We start from the raw sequence: 19,035 nt of genomic DNA on the forward strand, positions 1-19,035 counted from the left end.
TACGAGGACCGACGAGTATCCTGGAAACGCTCGTTCAGGGGGTGCAGATGCCGGTCTACCTCGACCACGCCGCGACGACGCCGATCCTGCCGGAGGCGCTCGCCGCGTTCACCGCCGCGCTCGGCACCGTCGGCAACCCGTCGTCGATCCACAGCGCGGGGCAGCAGGCGAAGATGCTGCTCGAGGACGGCCGCGCCGCAGTCGCCGCCTCGCTCGACGCCGACCCGGTCGAGGTCGTCTTCACCTCCGGCGGCACCGAGAGCATCAACCTCGCCGTGAAGGGCATGTTCTGGGCGCGGCAGCAGGACCGTCCGCGCCCGCGCATCGTCGTCCCCGGCGGGGAGCACCACGCGACCGTCGACACGGTCGAGTGGCTCGAGCGCCACGAGGGCGCGGTCGTCGACGTGGTCCCGTTGGACGCACAGGGTCGCGTCGACCTGGTTGCCCTGGAGGCGCGGCTCGCCGACGCCTCGGACGTCGCGCTGGTCACGTTCCTGTGGGCGAACAACGAGGTCGGCACGATCGCGCCGGTGTCGCGGATCGTCGAGCTCGCGCACGCCGCGGGCGTGCCCGTCCACAGCGACGCGGTCGCCGCGTACGGCCAGGTACCGGTGTCGTTCGCCGCCTCCGGGCTCGACGCGTTGAGCGTGTCGGCGCACAAGATCGGCGGCCCGGTCGGCATCGGCGCGCTCGTGCTCGGCCGTCGTGCGACCGTCGAGCCGCTCATCCACGGGGGCGGGCAGCAGCGCCAGGTGCGGAGCGGGACGCAGGACACCCCGGCAGCGGCGGCCTTCGGGGTCGCGGCCTCCATGCCGCACGCGGACGTCCGGGCACTGCGGGACCGACTCGTCGCCGGGGTGCGGGCAGCGGTGCCCACCGCGGTGCTGATGGGGGACCCGGTCGACCGGCTCCCCGGCAACGCGCACTTCACGTTCCCGGGCTGCGAGGGGGACTCGCTGCTCTTCCTGCTCGACGCCGCCGGGGTCGCCGTGTCGACCGGCTCGGCGTGCCAGGCCGGCGTGCCCGAGGCCTCGCACGTCCTGCTCGCCATGGGGCTGTCGGAGCAGGACGCCCGCGGTGCGCTCCGGATCACGCTCGGGCACACCACGACCGACGCCGACGTCGACGCGTTCCTCGCCGCGCTGCCGGACGCGGTGGCGCGCGCCGGAGCCGCGGGGATGGCGTCGAGGGAACCGCTCCTGGGGCGCTGACCGGTCCACCGGGGCCGAGCCGCGCCTCCCGGGCTGGGAAGCACCGGTAGGATCGGTGATCATGGTCGAACTGGACTTCACCGAGCAGCTCTCCGCCCTCCGCGAGACCTTCGGCAACATCCGCTCGGTGGTCGACGTCGACCGCCTGCAGCGTGAGATCGCCGACCTCAGCGAGCAGGCCGGGGCCCAGGACCTCTGGGACGACGTCGAGCACGCGCAGCAGGTGACGAGCGCGCTCTCGCACCGGCAGTCGGAGCTGAAGAAGATCACCGACACCGAGCGCCGCATCGACGACCTCGAGGTGTTGGTCGAGATGGCGAACGAGGCCGACGACCAGGACTCCGCCGACGAAGCTGCCGCCGAGCTCAAGGCGATCCAGAAGACCATGGGCGACCTCGAGGTGCAGACGCTCCTCGACGGCGAGTACGACGACCGCCCCGCGGTCATCACGATCCGTGCCGGTGCCGGTGGTGTCGACGCCGCGGACTTCGCCGAAATGCTGCTGCGCATGTACCTCCGCTACTCGGAGCAGCACGGCTACAAGACCACCGTGATGGACACGTCCTACGCCGAAGAAGCGGGCATCAAGTCCGCCACGTTCGAGGTCGACGCCCCCCACGCCTTCGGCACCCTGTCGGTCGAGGCCGGCACGCACCGCCTCGTCCGGATGTCGCCCTTCGGCGCCGCGGGCAAGCGGCAGACGTCGTTCGCCGCGGTCGAGGTCATCCCGCTCATGCCGGAGACCGAGTCGATCGACATCCCCGAGAACGACATCCGCGTCGACGTGTTCCGCTCGTCGGGCCCCGGTGGGCAGTCGGTCAACACGACGGACTCCGCGGTCCGCCTGACCCACATCCCGACCGGCACCGTCGTCTCGATGCAGAACGAGAAGTCGCAGATCCAGAACCGTGCCGCCGCCATGCGCGTGCTGCAGTCGCGCCTCCTGCTCCTCAAGAAGGAAGAGGAGAACGCGAAGAAGAAGGAACTGGCCGGCAACATCACGGCGAGCTGGGGCGACCAGATCCGCTCGTACGTGCTGGCGCCGTACCAGATGGTCAAGGACCTGCGGAGCGAGCACGAGGTGAACAACCCCTCAGCCGTGTTCGACGGTGACCTCGACGGGTTCATCAACGCGGGCATCCGCTGGCGCAAGCAATCCGACGATTCCTGAGCCGCGCGCCTCGGTTGATTTCCGGGCGACGCGACCTACCCTGATCCGGTCATGATCAAATTCGACCAGGTCACCAAGGTGTACTCGGGCAACCCGAGCCCCGCCCTCGACGCCATCTCCCTCGAGATCCTCAAGGGGGAGTTCGTCTTCCTCGTGGGCGCGTCCGGGTCCGGCAAGTCCAGCTTCCTCCGCCTCGTGCTGAAGGAGGAGAAGCCGTCGCGCGGGCAGATCCACGTGCTCGGGCAGCGGCTCGGCGCCCTGTCGTCGCGCAAGGTCCCGTACTTCCGCCGCAACCTCGGCGTGGTCTTCCAGGACTTCCGGCTCCTGCCGAACAAGAACGTGTTCGACAACGTCGCGTTCTCGCTGCAGGTGATCGGCAAGAGCAAGGGCTTCATCAGCGAGGCCGTCACCGACGTGCTGAAGCTCGTGGGCCTCGCCGGCAAGGCGACCCGCATGCCGCACGAACTCTCCGGTGGTGAGCAGCAGCGCGTGGCGATCGCCCGCGCCGTCGTCAACAAGCCGGCGATCCTCCTCGCCGACGAGCCCACCGGCAACCTCGACCCGACGACCTCGGCCGGCATCATGGCGCTCCTCGAACGCATCAACCAGGGAGGCACCACCGTGCTCATGGCGACCCACGACGCCAGCATCGTCAACCAGATGCAGCGCCGCGTCATCGAGCTCTCGAACGGGACGATCCTGCGCGACGAGCAGTCCGGCGGCTACCAGACCCAGGCCGTGCCGATCCAGCGCGCGGGCGTCTCGAACACCACCGGCATCCAGACCATCCCGGGGATCATCCGATGAGGCTCGGGCTCGTCATGTCCGAGGTCGGCTCGGGCCTGCGGCGCAACGCGTCCATGGTCGTGTCCGTCGTCCTCGTGACCTTCATCTCGCTCACCTTCGTCGGCACCGCGATCCTGCTCCAGATGCAGATCAACCAGATGAAGGGGTACTGGTACGACCGGGCGCAGGTCGCGGTCTACCTCTGCACCGACACCGACACCACGGGCAACTGCACCGGGGCCAAGGCCACCGACGACCAGCGCAAGCAGGTCCAGGAGCAGCTCGACTCGTCGACCGTCAAGCCGTACATCGAGAAGACGTACTTCGAGGACCAGGACCAGGCGTACGACCGGTTCAAGCAGCAGTTCAAGGACTCGCCGGCGACGGAGTTCGTCAAGCCCGAGTACCTCAACGAGACGTTCTGGGTGAACCTGAAGAACCCGTCGCAGGCGGACGTCCTCGTCGAGAGCCTGTCGAAGGTCGCGGGCGTCCAGAGCGTGGTCGACCAGCGCGGGTACCTGCAACCGATCTTCAACCTGCTCAACGCCTCGTCGTACACGGCGATCGGCATCGCGGCGCTCATGCTCGTCGCCGCCGTGCTGCTCATCGCGACGACCATCCGGTTGTCCGCGTTCAGTCGACGGCGAGAACTCGGCATCATGCGCCTGGTGGGGGCGTCGAACCGGTTCATCCAGACACCCTTCGTGCTCGAGGGGGTGATCGCCGCTGCCATCGGGGCCGTCCTGGCCGGTGGCGCGATCACTGCGGTGGTCTGGTTCTTCGTGCGGAACTACCTCGCGCAGCGGTTCTCGGGCACGGCGTTCATCGGCATGGGGGACGCGGCCGTCGTGGTGCCGTCGGTGATCGTGATCGGCATCGTGCTGGCGGGACTCTCCGCCTTCGTCGCGATCCGCCGCTACCTGAAGGTCTGACGCCTCGGCGGTCGTGCTGGCCGAGTCTCGGGCCGGCGGACACTTTCGTGCCTCCGGTGCCGCGAAAGTGTCCGCGTGGCCGAGTCTCGGCGGCGGCCGACACCGGCCCGGCGTGGGCGGCGCGCCGGGAAGGTGCGGTGGGTGCCGCGCGTTCGGTAGTCTGTAGGGCTGCGCATCCGCAGCGACCGCACGGAAGGAGACACGCATGGCGAAGGAACGCGGCGAGAAGATCGTGGCGACGAACCGTCGCGCGCGTCACGACTACCTGATCGAGGACACGTACGAGGCCGGCATGGTGTTGTCCGGCACCGAGGTGAAGTCCCTCCGCGAAGGGCGCGCCTCGCTCGTCGACGGGTACGCCTTCATCGACGGCGGCGAGGCCTGGCTCGACGCCGTGCACATCCCCGAGTACACCGAGGGCACGTGGAACAACCACGCTCCCCGGCGCAAGCGGAAGCTGCTCCTCCACAAGCAGCAGATCGTGAAGATCTCGCACAAGACGGCGCAGGGCGGCTACACGCTCGTGCCGCTGCAGATCTACTTCCACGACGGCCGGGCCAAGGTGGAGATCGCGGTCGCGAAGGGCAAGCGGGAGTTCGACAAGCGCCAGGCCCTGCGCGAGAAGACGGACAAGCGCGAGGCCGAGCGGGCCATGCGCACCCGGAACCGCGTCGGCGAGTAGCGCCGTCGCACCTCGGTCGGCTAGACTGAGGGACTGCTCCCATCGGAGCATTGGCAACTCAAGAGCGTGACAGCGGTTCGCATGTCCGGCCCGCATGGGGATGATCGGTTTCGACATTGCCTGTGTGCCGACGGGAAGCGGGCCGAGGACCCACGGTCATCTCGTCAACGATCCGTGGAAAACAACAAGTGCCAATTCCAAGCGCACTGACTTCGCTCTCGCTGCGTAAGCAGCCCAGCACATGAAGTCCGTCGGCCAGGTGATCGTCTTCTAACCTGAGTTCCGGCGTCATCCAGAGGACTTGCTGCACGGTTGCGCCTCAGGGCCGTGCGGGACTTGCACTGAGACTGGGCCCGTCGTCCTAGAAGCCGGTAGCAAAGGACGGGGCCGAGCAGAACGAACCATCCGGATACGCCCGTAGAAGACGTCGAATTGCAGCGATGGACGGGGGTTCGATTCCCCCCATCTCCACCATTCGCCGGACGCCGCACCGCTGTCACGCACTGCCACACCGAACGCCCCGACACCGTCCCCGGACGATGCCGGGGCGTTCGCTGTCCCGCCACCTCCGAGGACTACGATCCGCAGCAGGCGCGGGAACACGCCCGTGCCCACGAACGGGAGGTCCACGTGGTGCAGGAGATCGCGATCCGAGTCCGACTGCGAGAGCAGGAGCGAGTGGTGCTCGCCGACTACGAGCGGGCGGTGGCCTCGGTCGCGACCGTCGCTGCGCTGGCCGCGTGGCTGCCGACGCCGGACGCCCGGTTGGTCATCCGCGGGCGTGGAGCCGAGCCGGTCCGCCTCGAGACGGTGACGTACGGCTCGGTCATCGAGATGCTCGTCGTGCTCGACCAGCGCTCCGCAGCCGTCGAGCGTGGGGCCGCCGCGATCGCCGCGCTCATCGAGTCCGTGCGGCACGAGCACGTCGAGGACGACGTGTCCGGTGTGGCCGGCGAGCTCGACCGCCTCGACCGTTCGGCGCCGCGGGGTCGTTCGGTCGTCGAACGGTCGCTCCGTGCCTTCCTCGAGGGTGCCCGTGCCGACGTGCTCGCCCGGAAGACGACGACCCGCGTCCGGGCAGCCCAGGCGCTCGTCCGGCTCGCCGAGGACGGTGCGTCGATCCTCGTCGAGCGGGTGGAGGACGCGCTCGCGCCGACGCTCGAGGAGCACGAGGTCGACGTCCTCGCCGACACGGGGAGCGCGGTGGTCGTCGAACCCGTCGACGGGGTGGAGTCGCCCGAGCCCGAGCCGGACAAGAAGGGCAAGCAGAAGTCCGACAAGAAGAAGTCCGGCAAGAAGCAGGACGCGAAGAAGAAGTACGACAAGAAGTCGGACAAGAAGCAGGACGAGAAGAAGAAGTCGGACAAGAAGAGCAAGAAGAAGCACGACAAGAAGTAGCCTGAGGGCTTGTACAGCACGTTTGTTTCCATTGTGTTAAACAATCCGACCAAAGTGCTGTCACGGTGCCAGAGTCGATGAGCGCAGCCCCCGTCCGAGGGGCGGCGCTCATCGACAGGAGCAACAGTGGCTACAACGACACAGGCGCTGCCGGACTCCGGCCTCAAGCGCAACGTCGGCTTCATCGGGCTCATCTGGGCCTCGACGGGGTCGATCATCGGCTCCGGCTGGCTCTTCGGTTCGCAGGAAGCCCTGAAGACCGCCGGGCCCGCCGCGATCATCTCGTGGCTCATCGGTGGCGTGGCGATCCTCGTCCTCGCACTCGTGCACGCCGAGCTCGGCGGGATGTTCCCGATCGCGGGTGGAACAGCGCGGTTCCCCCACATCGCCTTCGGCGGCATCGCCGGAGCCTCCTTCGGGTGGTTCTCGTGGCTGCAGTCCGTGACGGTCGCCCCGATCGAGGTCGAGGCGATGATCAAGTACGCGCAGCACTGGCAGTTCGCCCACCCGTGGCTGCACACCGTGGTCATCGAGGGGGAGACCCAGCAGCTGCTGACCGGTGCCGGGATCGCGGTCGCGATCGTCCTGATGGCGGTCGTCACGGTGATCAACATGCTCAGTGTGAAGATCCTCGCGAACACGAACTCCGCGGCGACCTGGTGGAAGGTCGCCATCCCCCTGCTGGTCATCATCGTCCTGGCGTTCAGCGGGTTCCACGGCTCGAACTTCACGGCGGCTGATGGCTTCATGCCCGAGGGCGCGAAGGGCATCCTCGCCGCGGTGTCGACGTCGGGCATCATCTTCGCGTTCCTCGGCTTCGAGCAGGCGGACCAGCTCGCCGGCGAGGCCAAGAACCCGAAGCGCGACATCCCGCGCGCCGTCATCGGCTCGGTGCTCATCGGGCTCGTGATCTACCTGCTGCTGCAGATCGTGTTCCTCGGCGTCCTGCGCTCCGACGCGATCCAGGGTTCGTGGGCGACCGCGGACTTCACGAAGTACACCGGACCGTTCGCCGACATCGCGATGGCGGCCGGCATCACCTGGCTCGCCGTGGTCATCTTCATCGACGCGATCATCTCGCCCGCCGGCACCGGCCTCATCTACGTGACGGCCACGAGCCGCATCTCGTACGGGCTCAGCCGCAACGGGTACTTCCCGAAGGCCTTCGAGTGGACGACGAAGCAGGGCGTGCCCTGGGTCGGCCTCATCGTGGCGTTCGTCGTCGGGTGCGCGTGCTTCGCGCCGTTCCCGTCGTGGCAGGGGCTGGTCAGCCTCATCACGAGTGCGTCCGTCCTGATGTACGCCGGTGCACCGTTGGCCCTCGGCGCGTTCCGGAAGCGGATCCCCGAGGTCGAGCGCCCCTACCGGATGCCGGCCGCGACGCTGCTCTCACCGATCGCGTTCGTCGTCGCGAACCTCATCATCCTCTGGACCGGGTGGGACACCGACTGGAAGCTCGGGGTCGCGATCCTCATCGGTGCCGTGGTGATCATCCTGAACAACGTGTTCCGCGGCGCCTCGAGCGTCCGCCCGCGCTGGGACTGGAAGGCGGCCCAGTGGCTGCTGCCGTACCTGATCGGCATGGGGCTCATCGTGTTCCTCAGCGACTTCGGTCCGCTGACGCACCCGGTGTTCCCGCTGTGGATCGACATCGTCGTGGTGGCGGTGTTCTCCCTGGTGATCTACTACTGGGCGATCAACTCGGCGTCCGACCGCGACGAGATCCTCCGCACCGCCGAGGACGTCCGCGACGTCGAGGAGAGCGGCGTCGTGGAGCCCGTCCACCACTAGGACCCGCGCCACGGGGCGCGGGCCTAGAAGTCGAACAGGTTCTGCCGGATGCCTCCGGCGCCGTACTCCCGTCGCAGGAGCCCACGGTGCCGGAGCACCGGCACGAGGTCGCCGAGCATCCGGTAGACCTGCGCCGGGTGCAGGTCGCCCGAGAAGATGATGCCGTCGTTGTCGGCGTCCGCGCCGAGCTCCTCGATGAAGTCCGCGAACTCGTCGGCGGTCCCGACGAAGCCCTCGCGCGAGGACACCCGACCCTTCCGGGCCTTGCGTTCGAGGAGTGTGCGCAGCGGTGCGTCGGGGGTGTCGCCGACGAGGCCGCGGATGGTGCCCGCCGAGACGTGGTCGCCGAACGTCCCCGCTGGGATCGGCGCGTCGAGGTCGAGCGCGAGCAGGTCCGTCTCGGAGTCGCTCGACCACGCGATCGCCGCGGTGCGGAGGTCGTCGTCGGACGGGTGCCGGGAGGCGTCGACGACGCGGTCCGCCTCGGCCGCGGACGACACGATCTCGGGCTTGAGCACGAACAGGATCCGCAGCGCGTCCGCGGTGCGTCCGGCGTCGGCCGCGGCGGAGAGCACCCGCGCGCGGTAGTCCCGCACGGCCGCCGCGGACAGCGGTGCGAGCGCGAGCTGCACGTCCGAGTGCGTGCCGGCGAACCCGAGCCCCCGGCCGGAGCCGCCGGGGGAGACCACGATCGGGTCGGAGTCGAGCGGGAGGGCGTTGAGCGGGCCGTCCGCGGTGAAGTAGGCGCCCTCGTGGTGGAACGCGTCGAGGGCGTCGCCGTCGGCGAAGTGCCAGTCGGCGCGGTCCCCGACGTAGCCGGAGCCCCACGAGTGCCAGAGCCGCCGCACGAGCTGCAACCACTCCTCGGCGCGGTCGTACGCGGCGTCGTGCGGGAGCGGGGCGAGCCCGGCGTGCCGAGCGCTCCCGGTGTCCGTCACGACGTTGACGCCGAAGCGGTCGCCGGAGAGGTGCGCGAGCGTCGCGAACTGCCGTGCGGCGAGGTACGGCGGGGTGAACCCCGCGTTCACGGTCGGGGCGATGCCGATGTGCGAGGTCGCGGCGAACAGGTACGGCGCGAGCAGGAGCGGGTCGTGCTTCGGGCCGCCGTACGCCTGCCGGATCCGCAGGTCGAGCGTCGACGGGTTGCCGAGCGAGATCGCGTCCTCGGCGATGACGAGGTCCATGCCGGCCTGCTCGAGGGCGCGGACGGACTGCTGGTACAGGTCGGGCTTCGTCCAGTCGTGCCCCCAGTCCCAGTCGGACCGGCCCCACGCCTGCGGGCCGAACCCGCGCGAGAAGAAGTACCCGAAGTGCTGCAGTCCGGCCATTGCCTAGAGTTCCTCCGCGATGACGTGGTTGCCGGGAACGGCGTGTTCGAGGGAGGCGAGCTCCGAGTCGGCGCCGACCCGCGCCTCCTGGCCGACAGCGCCGACAGCGCCCGCCCCCGCGCCGCGCAACGCGGCGAACCCGCGCGACAGGTCGCGGACCAGGTCCGCGACGTCCTCGATGCCGACCGACAAGCGGATGAGGCCGTCGTCGATGCCCTGGTCGGCGCGTTCCTGGGGCGTCTTGCCGGCGTGCGTCGTGGTGGCGGGGTGCAGGATCAGCGAGCGGACGTCACCGAGGTGGGTCATCCGGCTGAACAGCTGGACGCTGTCGATGAAGGTCCGCGCGGCGGCTTCGCCGCCGTCCAGCGTGAACGCGAAGACGGACCCGGCACCGCGCGGCAGGTAGCGCTGGGCGAGGTCGTGGAACGGACTGGAGGCGAGACCCGCGTAGTCGACGCTCGTCACCTCCGGCTGCTGCTCCAGGAAGGACGCGACGGCCAGCGCGTTCGCGCTGTGGCGTTCCACGCGCAGCGACAGCGTCTCGATGCCCTGGCGGAGCAGGAAGGAGTTGAAGGGGGAGGGCGTCGGGCCGATGCGCGAGGCGACGACGTCGCGTGCGAAGACGACGAACGCCCGGCTGCCGTAGCGCTCGACGTAGCTCTCGCCGCCGAGCGACCGTTCCGGGCTGGTCAGGTGCACCCAGCGGTCCGGGGAGGCCGACCAGTCGAAGGTGCCGCCGTCGACGACCACGCCGCCGAGCCCGGCACCGTGGCCGGAGAGGAACTTCGACGCCGAGTGGACGACGATGTCGGCACCGTGGTCGACCGGACGCACGAGGTACGGCGTCGCGAGGGTGTTGTCGACGATGAGCGGCACCCCCGCACGGTGCGCGGTGTCGGCGACGCCTGTGATGTCGAGGACGTCGTTCTTCGGGTTCGGGATCGTCTCGGCGAAGAAGGCCTTCGTGTTCGGTCGGACGAGTCGCGCCCACTCGTCGAGGTCGCGCTGGTCCGCGACGAAGTCGACCTCGATCCCGAGGCGTCCGAGGTTCTGCACGAGCAGGCCCTTGGTGCCCTCGTAGATGCTGCGCGCCGCGACGACGTGGTCGCCGGCCTGCAGGATGCCGAGGAACGCGACGGTGGCGGCGGCCTGCCCACTGCCGACCAGGATCGCCTCGACGCCGCGCTCGAGCAGCGCGACCCGGCGCTCGACGTCGGCGTTCGTGGGGTTGCCGAGCCGCGTGTAGGTGTACCCGTCGTCGGTCCCGGCGAAGCGGTCGCGGGCCTGGTCGAAGTCGTCGAACAGGAAGCCCGAGGACATGTGGATCGCGGGGACCCTCGCTCCGTGGCCCTGGTCGGGCTGGAACCCGCCGTGCACCTGCTCGGTCGCGAAACCGTGCGCCTCGTCCGTCACGGGACACCTCCTGCCGTCGTCGTGCCGGTACTCTCGCAGGCTTCCCTCCGCGGTTCCCGTTTGCGGCGTTCCGTTACGGCGGGTCCCGCGCACACCCGGTGCGGCCGGACTGGCAGGGTGGGGGCATGGTGGACGAGGACGCGACCCTGATCATCCGCGACGTGCGACCGTGGGGAGGGGAACGGGCCGACGTGGTCGTCACCGGCTCCCGCACCACCGCGGTCACACCCCCGGGCACCGTCCCGGCCGGCAGCGCGGCCGAGGTGCAGGGTCGTGGGCAGCTCGCGCTCCCCGGGCTGGTGAACACGCACGCGCACGTCGACAAGAGCTGGTGGGGCCACCCGTGGGAGTCGTACGGCGGCGAGGGCGGGACCCAGGGCCGGATCGCCCACGAGCGCGCCCGGCGTGACGCCCTCGGGATCCCGGGCGAGGCCGTCGCGACCAGGGTCCTGCGGGAGTCGCTCCGCACCGGCACCACCCGGGTGCGCACCCACGTGGACGTCGACCTCGGCGTCGGACTCCGGGGCATCGAGGCCGTCCGCGCCGCGGGTGCTGCGCTCGACGACGCGGTCGAGCTGTCGATCGTGGCGTTCCCGCAGGACGGCGTGCTCCGGCGCCCCGGCGTGCTCGACCTGCTGCGCCGTGCGGCGGAGGGCGGAGCGGACCACATCGGCGGCCTCGACCCGTCGCTCATCGACCGCGACCCCGTCGGGCACCTCGACGGCCTGTTCGACATCGCCGCCGACACCGGGTGCGGGATCGACGTCCACCTGCACGAGCCCGCCGAGCTCGGGGCGTTCTCGTTCGACCTGGTCCTCGACCGCGTCGAGCGGCTCGGCATCGCGCCCGGCAGGGTCAACGTCGCGCACGGCTTCGCGATCGTCGACGTCGACCCGGTCCGGCGCCGCGACCTGCTCGCCCGGATGGCGGGCCTCGGCGTCACGATGACGACGGTCGCGCCGGTGCGCATGAAGCAGCTGCCGCTGCACGAGTTCGACGACGCGGGGGTGCGGTTCGGCTTCGGCACCGACGGTATCCGCGACCTGTGGAGCCCCTACGGCGACGGCGACCTGCTCGGCATCGCGTGGCAGTACGCGCGGGCCGGCGGGGTGGTGCGGGACGAGGACCTGGTGCGGGTGGTCGAGATCGCGTCGCGCGACGGCGCACGGTTCGTCACCGACGAGGAGCACGACATCGTCGCCGGTGCGCGTGCGGACGTCGTCCTGGTCGACGCGGAGAACCCGATGGACGCGCTGGTGCGCCGCGTGCCGCGGTCCCTCGTGGTGGCCGGTGGGCGGGTCGTCGACCCCGCGGAGCTGGCGCAGCACCCCTGGGAGTAGCGCGGTTCGCGGCGGGCGCGGCGCGGTTCGCGCGGCGATCGCGACACTGCACCCGTCGATCGACGCGTGTCACGTCGGAAGGTGCGCACGCACCGGACTGGAGGCGCGGGTCGGCGCCGACCCGCGCCTCCCGTCCGGTGTCAGTCGCGGTGCGCGACCGTGGCGACCACCGCGGCCAGGCGTGCGGGCAGCCCGGGCGCGAGGCCGTCGGGCAGTGCGTCGAGGGCGAACCACCGGACGTCGTCGCTCTCGTCGCTGACGGTGGTCGCCCGAGCGGGATCGACCACGGCGACGAAGCCGACGTCCCAGTGCGCGGCGCAGGCGAAGCCCCCGTGCAGGTCATGCCGGTCGAGGTCGGCCACGGAGGCGTCGAGCAGGTCGAGGTCGGCGATGCCGGACTCCTCGCGGGCTTCGCGACGGGCGGCATCGGCGAGGTCGCGGTCGCCCGGTTCGAGGTGTCCCCCGAACTGCACCCAGAACCGGCCCTTGCGGTGCAGGCACAGCAGCACGCTCCCGAGGTCGGGCGAGAACACGAAGCACGACGCGGTGAAGTGCTCCGGGCCGCCGTCGCGTCGGAGTGCCGCGTCGCCGTGGGTCCGCACGAACGCGAGGAAGCGGTCGCGGTGCGGAGCGGTCGTCGCGGCGAGGGCGGTGGTCACGTCGTCGAGGTGCATCGTCGTCATCCTCGCAGCGTTGTCGCGCGCGCGGGGTTGCGACGACGTCGATGTCGTACGACAGCGACGATGTCGTTCCGAGTCGGCCCGCCGCCCGCGGCCCGCCGCCCGCCGCCGCACGCGTCAGAACAGCGCGCGCACCCCGTCGGAGACGGTCGCCCACACCTCGAGCAGCGGACCGCGCGCGAGCCACACCGCGGCGGCGTTCACGGCGACGAACAGCACGAACCAGACCGTCGCCGGCACCCGCATCTCGGCCGCGGCGATGTGGAAGTCGGTCTGCACACGGGCCCCGGTCGCGAGCCACCGGGCGACCTGCACCACCGAGCGCAGTCCGTCCACGACGAAGAACGCACCGACCGCGGCGACCACGAGCACGGTCGTCTCGGACGGGCGCAGGGCGACCCAGAGCGCGAGCGCGTCGAAGCCGAGGACCACGAGGATCCCGAACCAGTTCCGCACGAACGCGAGCGCGACGAGCCCGACGACGCCGAGGACCACGACGGGCACCCACCTCGACCCGTGCAGCACCCCGGTCACGAGCAGCACGCCCGCCCAGAGCGGCGCGCTGTAGCCGGCGTACAGGTTCACGATCCGCACGAGCCACCGGATCGCACCGGGGACCCGGCCGAGCTGGACCCAGGCCTCGCCCGAGCCGTCCGCGTGCAGCTCGATGCGCTGGATGCGTCCGCCGAACGGCACGACGACGACGGCGTGCCCGACCTCGTGCGCGATCGTCGCGGCGATGCGCGCCACCCGGCCGACGAACGGCACGAACGGCAGGACCGCGCCCACGAGGAGCGCGACGACGACGAGGGGCGGGGCTGCGGTGGTCAAGGGACCAGGATCGCAGCACCGTCCGTGACGAACCCGGCAAGACCCTGGGGGAGCAACGACGGCACCAGCGTCGCGGCGATCACGATGACCGTCGCGACGATGGCGAGCGCCGTGAGGACGGCGAGGAACACCGTCAGGCGGTTGAAGCGCGTGTGCCTGGCTATTCGACCGTCACCGACTTGGCGAGGTTCCTCGGCTTGTCCACGTCGCACCCCAGCTGGAGCGCGAGTTCGCGGGCGAGCATCTGCAGCGGGACGACGGCCTCGAGCGGACCCCACGGTGCGGTCGCGCGACCCCAGGCGAGGTCGCCGACGATGCGACGGCCGAGTGCGGGGATGTCGGACCCCTCGCCGCCGATCGTGATGACGAAACCGCCGCGGGCACGGACCTCGGCGATGTTCGCCTGCAGTCGGTGGTCGCCGTGGTCGATGACGACGACCGGGGTGCCCTCGTCGACGAGGGCGAGCGGGCCGTGCTTCAGCTCGCCGGCCGGGTAGGCCTCGGCCCAGCGGTAGCTGAGCTCCTTGAGCTTGAGCGCGCCCTCGGCCGCGTAGGGCAGCCCGGCGCCACGGCCGAGGAAGAGGAAGCCGGTCGCGTCCTTGACGCTCGAGACGAGCAGCGGGATGCGGTCGGCGGCGATCGCGGCGGCGTGGTCGATGCGGGCGGGCAGGTCGGAGAGCTCGCCGACGAGCGCGGCCGCGCGTTCGCCGTCGATCCGACCCGAGGCGACGAGCGCGGAGATCACCGCGGCGACGCCGACGACGACCTGTGCGGTGAACGTCTTCGTCGCGGCGACACCGATCTCCGGGCCGGCGTGGCAGTCGAGCACGGCGTCCGCCCGGCGGGCGAGCGACGAGTGCACGTTGTTCGTGAGCGCGAGCACCGGGTGCCGGTCCTCGAATCGGTCGAGCGCGCGGAGGACGTCGGCGGTCTCGCCGGACTGGCTGATGGCGACCACGAGCGTGTCCGAGCCGAGCACCGCCTGGTCGGCCTCGCTCGCGACGACGATGTCCGTCGGCACGCCGCCGATGCCGCGCAGCGCGGTGGCGATCACCTGCCCGGCGTTGAGCGAGGTGCCGCACGCGACGATCGCCAGTCGGTGGAACCCGGGGAGCCCCAGGCCGACCCACATGCTGCCGTCGGCGGCCCGGCGGGCGACCCGGTCGAGGATCGAGGCGACGACCTCGGGCTGCTCCTCGATCTCCTTCGCCATGTGGTCCGGGTGGTCGCCGAGGTCGAGCGCGGTCGCGGCGAACGGGGACGGCGTCGGGAAGGGCACGGGGACCGTGACGCCGGAGGACGACCACGTCCAGGCCTCGCCGAGTTCGACGACGTCGCCGTCGCGGAGCGCCACGAAGGTCTCGCACCACTCGGCGATCGCCCCGATGTCGCTCGCCACGAAGTCGCCGCGGGCGGACCGTGCGACGACGAGGGGGGAGCGCTCGGCGGCGACGACCATGCGGCCGTCTCGGGCGTCGAGCACCACGATCGCCCACGAGCCCTCGAGCTGCGCGGTCGCGATCTGCACCGCGAGCATGAGGTCCGGGTCCACCGCGAGCGCCCGCTCGACGAGGTGCGCGATGACCTCGGAGTCGACGTCCGACGAGAACACGTGGCCCTGGCGCTCGAGCGTCGCACGGAGCCGGTCGGCGTTCTCGACGATGCCGTTGTGCACGATGCTGATCCGGCCGGAGCAGTCGGCGTGCGGGTGCGCGTTCGCCTCGCGGACCACACCGTGCGTCGCCCACCGGGTGTGCCCGATGCCGACCCCCGTCAGCGCGTCGCCGGAGCGTGCGGCGACGAGCGTGCGCAGGTCACCGACGCGCGACACGGACCGGATGGTCTCGGTGCCGCCGTGGGCGGTCCGGACGGCGATGCCCGCCGAGTCGTACCCGCGGTACTCGAGTCGTTCGAGTCCGTCGAGCAGGTAGGGGGACGCGTCGTCGGTGACGCGGGCCGCGATGATGCCGCACATCTGGTTTCCCTTCGGGTGGGAGGAGCAGCTCGGGTGGGGGAGGGAGAAGCCTTGCGGCACCGACCGCCGTCGGGTCTGCCGTGCGTCCGGTCCGCCGGCCCGGGCCGCCGCCCGTCCTCGGATCAGGCGAGGACGGACGACGGCGTTCGTGGGCCGACGGTTCGGGTACCGGACGGGGTACCACGGGCGGGCTCCCGGAGGAGCACGGCGGTCGGTGCACGAGAAGCATCACCCGCCGGTCGGTGACACGGCAACGGTCGTCGCCCGCTCTTGCGGTTCACCGCGAGCGGTCCCCCGTTCGGAGGACAGGGCGTGCGGAGTCCCGCAACCCGCATCCACGGCCCGCACCGACGACGAACGGGAGGCGCGGTGCCAGCTGGCACCGCGCCTCCCGTCCGGTGGTGGGTCGCGTCTCGACTACGTGAGCAGCGCGACCAGGTGCGAACGCGAGCGCGCTCCCACCTTGCGGTAGATCTGCGTCAGCCGCAGCTCCACCGTCCGCTGCGACATGAAGAGCGACGAGGCGATCTCGCGGTTGCGGTACCCCTCCGTCACCTTCTGCACGACGGCGCGCTCCTCCGCGGTGAGCGAGGTGAGCACCGCCGAGGCGTCCGGCGCGCTGCGCGGCGTCCCGGGCATCTGCGCGGACAGCACCGGCGCGGACCGGAGCGACGTCGGCGCGCCGAAGACCGGCATCGCGACCGTCGCGGCCGGGGTGGCCAGCGGACGCCGGAGTCCCGCCGCCTCGTACGCCGCCGCAGCGGCCGCACCGAGGCGCGGACGCTCCGTCGGGGTCCCCACGGCAGCGAGCGCCGCGAAGGTCCGAGCACGTTCGAACTGCGAGTCGTGCGGCTGGAACAGCTCCAGTGCACGGCGACGCGCGGTGTCACGGGTGGTGTCGTCCGCGACCAGCGCGAGGCTCCGCGCCAGGACGAGGGCGCCCCAGCGTGACGGGCGGGCGTGGTGGTCCGCCGCGAGTCGCGCGGCGATCGCTCGGGCGTCGTCGATCCGGTCGAGGCGCGAGTACGCCTCCACCAGGTCGCCGAGGTGCCGGAGCACCGCCGGGTTCCGCAGCGAGCGACCGATGGCGTCCGCCGCCTCGAGCGAGGCCGCGGCCTCGTCGAGCCGACCGTCGAGCAGCAGGACCCGACCGCGCAGGGCGTGCAGCTTGGCGGTCGCACCCCACAGACGGTTCGTGGACCGCTGCGCGAGGCACCGGTCGAGGACCTCGAGTGCCTCGGGGGAGCGCCCCTCGGCGAAGTGCCGCCAGGCGAGCGCGATGGCACGGGACGGCTCACGGAGCCGCTCGACCACCGACGACCCGGCTTCCCACACGTCGATCGCGCGGAGCGCCTGCCGGAAGTTCCCGGAGCGCACCTCGTTCTCGGCGGACAGGTAGCGGGCGGCCTCGGTCCAGACCGGCATGGCCTCCTGTCCTCGGGCGAGGACGAGGGCGAACACGCGGCGGGCGCTGCGGTACCGCTCGGCGATGCTCAACGCGTGGGCGAGGAGCAGCAGCGCCGGGTCGGACATGCCCACCAGCGTCGTGGTGGAGAGCCCGTCGTGCAGCGCCGTGTCGGCCGGGAGGGTCCCGTCGACCGCGGCGATGAGCTCGTGCGCGGTCTCCGTGATCTCCAGGGTGTGCTGCGACGCGGACCGCTTGAGCGGCTCCGCCCGGGCGAGGAGGTCCCTGGCGTGGTCGAGCTCCCAGGCCTCGGCCCGGAAGCACGCGACCATCGCGAGGAGCCCACCGAGCGCGTCCGCCTCGGCGGCGTTCTCGGGGTCGACCGGCACGAGGAGCTCGTCCGCGTGCACGGCGTCGCCGCTGAGGTACTGCACCGAGTACGACAGACGGAGCCGACGGGTCTCGTCCGCCGTGGAGCGGAACGGCCGGATCGCGGCGAGGTACCGCGCGGCGAAGCCGAGCAGCCGGTTCGCCAGCAGGGCCTCGGCGACACCGAGGAGCGCAGCGTGCTCGTCCTCGTGCCCCGAACCGATGTGCAGGGCGCGCTCGGTGAGCACGACCGCGGCCTGGGCGTTGCCGTCCACCACGTACGAGCGGGCTGCACGGAGCAGCGCGACCACGTCCGGGACGTCGTCGACGAAGCTGCGGTGCCACGCGGCCGCACGCGGGTCGGACTCGGCGCTCGCCGCGGCGAGTTCCGTGTGCGCGGCCCGACGGTCCCGTGCCGGCATCCGCCAGTACAGCGCGGAACGGACCAGGGGATCGCGGACCGAGACGGTCTGCCCCTTGACGGTCGTGAGTCCGGCGTGTGCCAGGTCGTCGAGCTCGTCGCGGTCCCAACCGGTGGTCTTCGCCACGGGGACGAGGGCCAACCGCGCCAGGACGTCCAGATCGCGTCCTGCTGCGGAACCGAGCACCAGGGCCGCGATGGCCTCGGTGGTCGGGGTCGGTCGGAGCGGCAGCACGAGCGGCTCGGAGCCGTTCAGCTGCTCGCGACTGAGCACGGCGAGCTGCTCGCGCAGTGCGCCGGGGTTGCCACCGGTCTCCTCGGCGAGGACGGCGAGGACACCCTCGTTCGCCTCTTCCGGAGCCATGTCACGGGCGAGCACGAGTGCTTCGTCCGAGGGCAGCGGTTCGATCCGGAGCGTCGGCAGGGCCGCGAGCGGTCCGGCCGGCGGCACGGTACGGACCGTGGCGACGACGCGCAGTGCGGTGCCGGCGAGCCGCGACGCGAGGAACGCGATGAGCTCCTGGCTCTCCACGTCCATGCGGTCGAGGTCGTCGATCAGCACGAGCGTCGGCGGCAGGGTGAGGGCGTGCACGGCGTCGAGGAAGTCGTGCGCCGCCGCCAGCCCCGGCGTCTGCCGGTCGACGGGTGCGCTCCCCTGGAGGAGGTGCGCGATGTGGGCCGTCGCACGGGGATCGTCGAGTGCGGTGAAGAGCGAGGTCACGCCGGCCAGGGGCCAGTGGGACTCACTCCCGTTCACTCCGACGCGTACGACGGGGAGGGAGACGCGGTTGGACACCGCGTCGAGGACGCTGCTGCGTCCGGAACCAGGGTCGCCGACGACGACCATCGCGGACTCACGAGGGAGTACAGCGAGGGTCGCGATCCGGTCGACCTCGAGACGGCGACCGGTGAGTGCCATGACTCACCGGCCTCCGGGCCCGGAAGCGGATGCAACGGAGGAGAGGGACCGGTCGGAGGCACGGCGGGTGACCGCGCGCAGAGCCGGACGTGGGGCACGCAGGGAAGAACGCGTGCCGGAGCAGTCGGAAACGGAATGCGGATGACGAGTGAGGGTGCACTCGGTTCCGCTCGGGAACGATGAAGTCATCGTCTGTATCACCCCTCGGGTTAGGGTCTTCGGACGAAGCACGACCGGTCTGGCATCCCGTTCGGAGCTAGGGACTCCGAAGCGGCACCTGACCTGTCGCCTGAAAGCAAGATAACTCAGGTTCTGGCTCGGATGGCCGGTCTCCGCAATCCGATGTCCACCCGCGGTGTCCCCAGTCCGGGGGGCCACGTGCC

At 71.2% G+C, this 19,035-nt stretch carries 15 protein-coding genes and 1 other RNA gene; 9 read left to right on the forward strand and 7 right to left on the reverse strand.

Annotated elements, in window-relative coordinates; translation table 11 throughout:
- The first annotated feature begins 47 nt into the window (after positions 1–47).
- From BM028_RS11830 to BM028_RS11860, 8 genes are all read left to right on the forward strand, one after another.
- On the forward strand, positions 48–1,211 hold the full coding sequence (locus BM028_RS11830; RefSeq protein ID WP_092387276.1) for a cysteine desulfurase family protein: 1,164 nt from the start codon (positions 48–50) through the stop codon (positions 1,209–1,211).
- 61 nt (positions 1,212–1,272) lie between these two features.
- Positions 1,273–2,382 carry a peptide chain release factor 2 gene (gene prfB / locus BM028_RS11835; RefSeq protein WP_070419094.1) on the forward strand — a complete coding sequence of 370 codons (1,110 nt, stop codon included), beginning with the start codon at positions 1,273–1,275 and terminating at the stop codon, positions 2,380–2,382.
- Between the two features lie 51 nt (positions 2,383–2,433).
- Positions 2,434–3,189, forward strand: a complete 756-nt coding sequence (ftsE, locus tag BM028_RS11840) for a cell division ATP-binding protein FtsE (protein ID WP_070416382.1) — start codon at positions 2,434–2,436, stop codon at positions 3,187–3,189.
- Positions 3,186–4,100, forward strand: a complete 915-nt coding sequence (gene ftsX / locus BM028_RS11845; RefSeq protein ID WP_092386777.1) for a permease-like cell division protein FtsX — start codon at positions 3,186–3,188, stop codon at positions 4,098–4,100. Before ftsE ends, ftsX begins: the two co-directional genes overlap by 4 nt.
- 205 nt (positions 4,101–4,305) lie before the next feature.
- On the forward strand, positions 4,306–4,782 hold the full coding sequence (gene smpB / locus BM028_RS11850) for an SsrA-binding protein SmpB (RefSeq protein ID WP_022907777.1): 477 nt from the start codon (positions 4,306–4,308) through the stop codon (positions 4,780–4,782).
- Positions 4,783–4,878: 96 nt separating this feature from the next.
- Positions 4,879–5,256, forward strand: a transfer-messenger RNA (tmRNA) gene (gene ssrA, locus BM028_RS11855).
- Positions 5,257–5,463: 207 nt separating this feature from the next.
- A complete protein-coding gene (locus BM028_RS18255) occupies positions 5,464–6,180 on the forward strand; it encodes a hypothetical protein (protein WP_139219814.1) in 717 nt (238 codons plus the stop codon).
- Between the two features lie 126 nt (positions 6,181–6,306).
- Positions 6,307–7,971: an APC family permease gene (locus BM028_RS11860; RefSeq protein ID WP_070416379.1), complete on the forward strand. Its 1,665-nt coding sequence runs from the start codon at positions 6,307–6,309 to the stop codon at positions 7,969–7,971.
- A 23-nt stretch (positions 7,972–7,994) separates the two neighbouring features.
- Here BM028_RS11860 and BM028_RS11865 read toward each other — a convergent pair whose 3' ends face one another.
- Both BM028_RS11865 and BM028_RS11870 read right to left on the reverse strand, forming a co-directional pair.
- Entirely contained in the window at positions 7,995–9,299 is a 1,305-nt protein-coding gene (locus BM028_RS11865; RefSeq protein WP_092386778.1) for an LLM class flavin-dependent oxidoreductase, read from the reverse strand.
- Positions 9,300–9,302: 3 nt separating this feature from the next.
- Positions 9,303–10,712, reverse strand: coding sequence for an O-acetylhomoserine aminocarboxypropyltransferase/cysteine synthase family protein (locus BM028_RS11870; RefSeq protein WP_092386779.1), 1,410 nt, complete (start codon positions 10,710–10,712; stop codon positions 9,303–9,305).
- A gap of 125 nt (positions 10,713–10,837) precedes the next feature.
- Here BM028_RS11870 and BM028_RS11875 point away from each other — a divergent pair, with 125 nt between their 5' ends.
- On the forward strand, positions 10,838–12,052 hold the full coding sequence (locus tag BM028_RS11875) for an amidohydrolase family protein (RefSeq protein ID WP_092386780.1): 1,215 nt from the start codon (positions 10,838–10,840) through the stop codon (positions 12,050–12,052).
- Positions 12,053–12,192: 140 nt separating this feature from the next.
- On the opposite strand, the gene BM028_RS11880 is transcribed toward BM028_RS11875, so the two are convergent.
- The 5 genes from BM028_RS11880 to BM028_RS11895 form a co-directional block, all read right to left on the reverse strand.
- The gene (locus BM028_RS11880) at positions 12,193–12,735 is read right to left on the reverse strand and encodes an NUDIX hydrolase (protein WP_254789554.1); all 543 of its coding nucleotides are present in this window, start codon (positions 12,733–12,735) and stop codon (positions 12,193–12,195) included.
- A gap of 114 nt (positions 12,736–12,849) precedes the next feature.
- Positions 12,850–13,563, reverse strand: a complete 714-nt coding sequence (locus tag BM028_RS11885; protein ID WP_092386783.1) for a M50 family metallopeptidase — start codon at positions 13,561–13,563, stop codon at positions 12,850–12,852.
- Entirely contained in the window at positions 13,560–13,694 is a 135-nt protein-coding gene (locus BM028_RS18865) for a hypothetical protein (RefSeq protein ID WP_261647065.1), read from the reverse strand. Before BM028_RS18865 ends, BM028_RS11885 begins: the two co-directional genes overlap by 4 nt.
- 29 nt (positions 13,695–13,723) lie before the next feature.
- Positions 13,724–15,538: a glutamine--fructose-6-phosphate transaminase (isomerizing) gene (glmS, locus tag BM028_RS11890; RefSeq protein ID WP_092386785.1), complete on the reverse strand. Its 1,815-nt coding sequence runs from the start codon at positions 15,536–15,538 to the stop codon at positions 13,724–13,726.
- Between the two features lie 417 nt (positions 15,539–15,955).
- A complete protein-coding gene (locus BM028_RS11895; protein WP_071296174.1) occupies positions 15,956–18,652 on the reverse strand; it encodes a helix-turn-helix transcriptional regulator in 2,697 nt (898 codons plus the stop codon).
- Between the last annotated feature and the right edge of the window lie 383 nt (positions 18,653–19,035).

Source organism: Curtobacterium sp. YR515 (assembly GCF_900113095.1).
GTDB lineage: Bacteria > Actinomycetota > Actinomycetes > Actinomycetales > Microbacteriaceae > Curtobacterium.